The sequence below is a fragment of the Kocuria sp. APC 4018 genome (assembly GCF_030407675.1).
Lineage (GTDB): Bacteria > Actinomycetota > Actinomycetes > Actinomycetales > Micrococcaceae > Kocuria > Kocuria rhizophila.
Window position 1 is genome coordinate 1 of record NZ_JASDCY010000090.1, and the last position, 6,390, is coordinate 6,390.

The 6,390-nt window shown below is 73.2% G+C and carries 5 protein-coding genes; 3 read left to right on the top strand and 2 right to left on the bottom strand.

Annotated features, from left to right (window positions below):
* The 3 genes from QL985_RS11620 to QL985_RS11630 form a co-directional block, all read left to right on the top strand.
* Positions 1 to 1,745 (top strand): LCP family protein (locus tag QL985_RS11620; RefSeq protein WP_356766045.1); only part of this gene is annotated, 1,745 nt, incomplete at its 5' end.
* A 56-nt stretch (positions 1,746 to 1,801) separates the two neighbouring features.
* Positions 1,802 to 2,794: a peptidoglycan bridge formation glycyltransferase FemA/FemB family protein gene (locus QL985_RS11625; protein WP_249494309.1), complete on the top strand. Its 993-nt coding sequence runs from the start codon at positions 1,802 to 1,804 to the stop codon at positions 2,792 to 2,794.
* Positions 2,791 to 3,546, top strand: coding sequence for an SDR family NAD(P)-dependent oxidoreductase (locus QL985_RS11630; RefSeq protein WP_249494308.1), 756 nt, complete (start codon positions 2,791 to 2,793; stop codon positions 3,544 to 3,546). The genes QL985_RS11625 and QL985_RS11630 overlap by 4 nt, the downstream gene beginning before the upstream one ends.
* A gap of 50 nt (positions 3,547 to 3,596) precedes the next feature.
* Here the strand turns inward: QL985_RS11630 and QL985_RS11635 are convergent, their stop codons facing one another.
* Positions 3,597 to 5,102, bottom strand: coding sequence for a hypothetical protein (locus QL985_RS11635; RefSeq protein ID WP_144802907.1), 1,506 nt, complete (start codon positions 5,100 to 5,102; stop codon positions 3,597 to 3,599).
* A gap of 114 nt (positions 5,103 to 5,216) precedes the next feature.
* Positions 5,217 to 6,224: a class II fructose-bisphosphatase gene (gene glpX / locus QL985_RS11640; protein WP_019310167.1), complete on the bottom strand. Its 1,008-nt coding sequence runs from the start codon at positions 6,222 to 6,224 to the stop codon at positions 5,217 to 5,219.
* Positions 6,225 to 6,390: the final 166 nt, after the last annotated feature.

Below are 6,390 nucleotides of genomic sequence, written 5' to 3' on the forward strand. Positions count from 1 at the left end.
ACCCCGGCCCCGCGGGACCGCTCCCGCGGACCCGCACCACCTTCCCCTCCCGCACGGCGCTGCACGTGAACGGATCGACCGACCGCCCCGACGGCGCTGCCGCCCACCCCTCGGCCACGAGGGCCTACGAGCAGGTCGCTGACGCCGGCCCCGGGGACGAGCGCAACCCGCTCGCGGGTGCCACGGCCGCCCGCCACCCGGACGACGGACCCCGCCGCGCGAGGTCGCGGGTGGGCGATCCCCTGGTGCACCCGCGCTTCGCCGCCCCGGCCACCCGCACCAGGCGCGCGTGGTGGCTGCTGGGAGCCACGCTGCTCGTGCCGGGCTCCGCGCAGCTCGTGGCGGGCAACCGCCGGCTCGGGCGTGCCGCCGTGCGCGTCACGGCCCTCGTGTGGGGCCTGCTCCTCGCGGCGCTCGTGCTGTGGTTCGTGTGGCGCACCGCCGTGGTCTGGGTGCTCACCGGCGCCGTGACGTCCCTGGTGCTCATGGTGGTCCTGGTGGCCCTCGCCGTCGGGTGGGTGCTGCTGTGGTTCGACACCCTGCGCCTGATCAGACCCGGCCTGCTGAGCACCGGGGTGCGCCGCGCCGTGGTCCTGGTGACCGTCCTCGCCATGCTCGTGACGGGTGGCGGACTCGGGTACGCGGCGCACCTGGTGTCCGTGGCCCGCAGTGCGATCTCGAACACGTTCGCGGACGGCCTCCCGTTCGCGCCCTCCGACGGGCGCTACAACATCCTGCTCATGGGCGGTGACGCGGGTGAGGACCGGGAGGGCCGCCGCCCGGACTCCATGTCCGTGATGAGCGTGGACGCCTCCTCGGGCCAGACCGTCTCGGTGTCCATCCCGCGCAACCTGCAGAACGTTCCGTTCCCCGCGGACTCCCCCATGGCCTCGGTGTACCCGGAGGGCTTCAACTGCGGGGACGAGTGCCTCATGAACGCCATCTACACGGACGTCATGCAGAACCACCAGGACCTCTACCCCGGCGTCGCGGACCCGGGCGCCCAGGCCACCAAGGAGGCCGCCGAGGGCGTGACGGGCCTGAAGATCCAGGGCTACGCGCTCGTGGACATGGACGGTTTCGAGGCCTTCATCGACGCCATGGGCGGGATCGACATCACCGTGGGCGGTCGCGTGCCGATCGGCGGCGGCACCAACCTCGAGACGGGTGAGAAGAACCCGATCCTGGGGTGGATCGAACCCGGCACGCAGCACATGGACGGCTACCACGCCCTCTGGTACGCGCGCTCCCGCGAGGGCGCCACGGACTACGACCGGCAGGCACGCCAGCGCTGCGTCCAGGCCGCGATGATCTCCCAGCTGGACCCCCGCACGGTGCTCACCAACTTCGACGACCTCGCGGCGTCCGGGGAGCAGATCCTCGAGACGGACATCCCCCAGGCCTCGATCGGCTCCATGGTCTCCGTGGCCAGCAAGGCCCAGGACCACGAGCTGCAGTCCTACGCCGCGGGTCCGCCGTACTACGACCAGAGCTTCCCCACCTACCCGGACTACGCCCAGTTCCAGGCGGACCTCGCGGCCGTCCTGGAGCAGGCCGACGGCCGGGACGCTCAGGCGGCGGGCACCGCGGCGTCGTCGTCCGCGGGGGCTGGCGACGCCGCCGGGGCCGGCACGGGGCCCGCCGCGGGTGTCTCCGCGGCCGGCGCCAGCACGGCGCGCCCGGCACTGGCCAGGGTGCCCTCCGAGGAGCAGCTCTCCCCGAACGGCACGTGCTCGGTGCCCTAGTCCCCGTGCGGTGCGGGCCACGGCGCGCACCAGGTGCGCATCGGTACAGTGGGGGCGTGGCAAACATCCTCCAGTCCCCCGAATGGGCACAGTTCCAGCAACGCATCGGTCACCGCGTGGTCCAGGCCGAGGGCCCGGGGTGGCGCTACCTCGCCACGGTCGAGGGCGGCCGGACCGGGCGCTACCTCTACTGCCCCTACGGTCCGGAGGCAGAGTCCCCCGAGGCATTCGACCTCGCGCTCGCGGACCTCGCGGCCCAGGCCAGGGCCCACCGCTGCTGGTTCGTGCGGGTGGAGCCGGTCGACGGACACCCCGCACGGGACGGCGAGACCCCCGAGGAGTCCCTCGAGCGCCGGGGCATGAAGCGCTCCCCGCGCCAGGTGCAGCCGGGGCACACCCAGGTGGTGGATCTGCGCAGGGACCCCAAGGACCTGCTCAAGGACATGAAGTCCACCAACCGGAACCTGTACCGCAACATCCACAAGAAGGGCGTGAGCATCGAGCGCTCCGAGGACCCGGGGGACGTCCGGTACCTGCTCGAGTTCCTGGAGGACACCGCCGCGCGCCGCAACTTCAACCGCCAGCAGGACGACTACCTGCGCACCGCCGCGGAGACCCTGATGCCGGTGGGTGCGGCGAGCCTCTACCTCGCGAAGCTCGACGGCACGCCCATCGCGGCGTCGCTCGTGTACGACTCCGCGGACACCCGCACCTACGCGCACGCCGCCATGGACCAGGAGCACCGCAGGCTCTCGGCCGGGATCCCGCTCGTGGTGACCATGATCATGGACGCCCGGGAGAAGGGCCTCACGTGGTTCGACCTCTTCGGCACCGCGCCCGAGGGTGCCGGTCCCGAGCACGAGTGGTACGGCTTCACATCCTTCAAGAAGTCCTTCGGCGGCGAACCCGTGTCCCATCCGGGCACGTGGGACCTCCCGGTGTCCCGTGCGGGGTACGCCGCCTACAACGGCGGCCGGGCCGCCCGGGAAGGGCTGGTGGCCGCCCGGCGGAAGCTGCGGTCGCTGCGCACCCGCGGAGCGGCGTCGTGACCCGCACCGCGCTGGTCACCGGTGCCACGGGAGGGATCGGCCGGGCGTTCGCCCGGGCGCTGCACGAGCGGGGCTGGGCGCTGGTGCTCACCGGGCGCAGCGAGGAGAAGCTCACCGCCCTCTCCCACGAGGTCACCGGCGGGGTGGCCCGCACGGTGGCCGCGGACCTGGGCACCCAGGACGGGATCGACGCCCTCGTGCGCGTCCTGGAGCAGGACCCCGTGGACCTGCTGGTCAACAACGCCGGGTTCGGCAGCCACGGCGAGTTCGCCACGCTCGACCTGGACCGTGAGCTCGAGGAGCTCACCGTCAACGTGCGCGCGCTCATGACCCTGACCCACACGGCGCTGCGCACCATGACCGCCGCCCGCAGGGGCGGGATCATCAACATCGGCTCCGTGGCGGGGTTCCAGCCCCTGCCGTCCATGGCCACGTACAGCGCGTCCAAGGCGTTCGTGGACCGGTTCACGCTCGCGGTGGGTGTGGAGGCCCGCAAGCACGGCGTCCGGGTGCTCAGCGTGAACCCCGGGCCCGTGGACACCGACTTCTTCGCCGTGGCGGACGCCGCCGCCATCGACCTCGGGCGCTCGGCCCGGCCGGAGGACCTCGCGGCAGCGGCACTGTCCGCCCTCGAGCGCGGACGCTCGCGGCTCGTGTTCCCGCGGGCCTACCACGTCCTGGAGCGCATCACCGGTCTCGTGCCGCACGCGCTCAGCGCACGGGTGGCCAACAGGGTGTCGGGGCGCTCCTGACGCCCTGTGCCCCGGGGCCGGTTACGGCGCCAGTGCGGCGCCGGGTGGCGCTACCAGCGGGCGGCGTCCCTCACAGCGGCACGTCCTTCGGCCACGGCCCGCCGCAGCAGGGCGCTCGCCCGGTTCTCGCTGGGCTCCGGCTCCCCACCGCCGGTGGACGACGACGCCGTCCGCCCACTCTCTGCCGCCGCCCCCGCACTCGGTGCGGCACTGCCGGACTCGGTGCCGCCGCGCCCCGCGCCGCGCTTGGTCCGACCCACGAGGGGAAGGCTGCGAGCTCCTGAGTGCTTGTCCTGCGCGGGCTCCTGCGCCCCGTGGGCCGGTGCGGCGCCACCGTGCGGGGCGAGATCCTGCGGTCGCGCGAGGTCCGGGTCAGCGTCCACCGCGGCGGCAATGGGGGTGACCGGGGCGAGCGGCTCGTCCCCAGGGCTCGGGAGACCGGTCTCCTGTGGCGCGGTGTGCTGTGACGGCGCCCCAGCACGCGCACGTCCCTCGGAGTCGGGCGCCCCGTGAGCCGCCAGCGTTCCCGGGTCCTCGCCCGCCTCGGGGAGCAGGTCGTTCTGCGGCGCAGTCGAGCGGCGACGCCCGAAGAAACGGCGCCGCGTCTTCTCCGCGCGTCCCGCCACCTGGAACTCGCCCACGAGCGGGAACTCCCACGTGCCCAGCACCTCGTGGTCCTCGGTGGCCAGTTCGCGCAGCACCATGGGCTGGCCCGGCTGGTCCGGGTCCCCGGCGAGCACCTTGTGGACCTGGCGCTGCTGCAGCTGCACGAGGCCCGTGAGCAGCAGGGCGTCGTCCACCCCGAGCTGGCGCGCGCGGTCGGTGAAACCCGAGCGGTAGATCATGGCGGACTCCCCGGTGTGGACGAACCACAGGTAGCCCAGCGCGTGCTCCGCGCCGCCCTCCTCCGGGCGCTCGGTGGCCACGAGGAACACGGAGTCGTCCCCCACGGCCCGCAGCAGATCCCTGATGTGCTGGGTCCGCAGACCCACGTGGGACAGGTCCCGGTCCGCGGCGTCCACGCGGCGCACCCGGATCCCCGAGTCCCGCAGCCCTCCACGGCAGCGCTGCAGCGTGGCGCTGGACAGCCTGCGGGACAGCTCGCCCTCGGTCTCACCGAGACGGACCACCAGGTGACGCGGTCCGGCCTCCCCGCGGCGCGGCTTGTCCCGGCGGCGGTACCCGGCCTCCGCGAGCTCGGCGGCCAGCGCCACGGTGGCGTGAGTGTCGGGGCTCACCCGCAGCACCGCGGCGTGGTGGGCGTCCCGGGCGTGGTCCTGCAGCGCGGCGAGCACGGTCACGAGGTCCCGCGGGTTCTTCACGTGCAGGGACTTGGCGTCCACCACCGTGTGGCGGTCCTCCGCACGGACCAGAAGCTGACCGTAGCCCACGGTCTGGTTCGCGCGGTCCACGGCCACCCGTTCCACGCTCATGCGCTCGCCCGTGAGGGCCTCGGCCTCCCCGATGCCCCACAGCAGGTCCGGGTGCCCTCCGGTGACCCGGACGCGGGCGTCCCAGCTCTTCCGGTTGCCGCACGGGGTCACGCTCAACGCCACGCCTGTTTCCTCTCCTCGGGCCCGATGCACCGCGCCCCAGCTTAGCGGCCGGCACCAACGACGCGTGCCCACCCGAACTCGGGTGGGCACGCGCTTCGTGGGGGATGTGGAGGCTCAGCCCTGGCGGCGCTCGTACTTCTCCCACTTGGTGGCCAGGTGCTCTGCCTCGACCATGCGGACCGTGCCGGAGTGCGAGCGCATCACGATGGACTGGGTGGTGATGGTGCGGCCGCGGTAGCGCACACCCCGCAGCAGGTCGCCGTCCGTGATGCCGGTGGCGGCGAAGAAGCAGTTGTCGGAGGTGACGAGCTCGTCCGTGGTGAGGATGCGGTCCACGTCCAGCCCGGCCTCCTCGGCCTTCTGGCGCTCGGTCTCGTCCGTGGGGGCCAGCCGACCCTGGATCACGCCGCCGGTGGCCTTGACGGCGCACGCGGTGACGATGCCCTCCGGGGTGCCGCCGATGCCCATCATCATGTCCACTCCGGTGCCCTCGCGGCACGCGGCGATCGCCCCGGCCACGTCCCCGTCCAGGATCATGCGGGTGCGGGCACCCGTGGCGCGGATCTCCTCCACGAGTCCCTGGTGGCGCGGGCGGTCCAGCACGCACACGGTGACCTGGTTGGGCTTGACGCCCTTGGCCTTGGCCACCAGGTGGATGTTCTGCTTCACGGGCAGGCGCAGGTCCACCATGTCCGCGGCCTCGGGGCCCACCACGAGCTTGTCCATGTAGAACACGGCCGAGGGGTCGAACATGGAGCCGCCGTCCGCCACGGCGATCACCGCGAGCGCGTTGTTCATGCCCAGCGCGGTGAGCCGGGTGCCGTCGATCGGGTCCACGGCCACGTCCGAGGCCGGCCCCGCTCCGCTGCCCACCTGCTCGCCGTTGAACAGCATGGGAGCCTCGTCCTTCTCACCCTCGCCGATCACCACGGTGCCGTTGAAGTCCACGGTGGAGAGGAACGAGCGCATGGCGTCCACGGCCGCGCCGTCCGCGCTGTTCTTGTCACCGGCGCCCACCCAGTGGCCGCCCGCGATCGCCGCAGCCTCCGTGACACGCACCAGTTCCAGTGCCAAGTTGCGGTCCGCCACATTTCCCGAGCCCTGCTGGGTCGTCTCTGCCACGTTGTTCCTCACCTTCGAGTTACGGCGGCGCCCGGTCCGCGTGCTGCGGGGACCCGGGGCACCACCACGGGTGTCCCCAGCATATCCCCGGGCCCCGCTGTTGGGACGGTCCGCGCGGGCACGGCACAATGGAGCGCGTGAGTTCCTCTGCTTCCGGCCCCGCCCC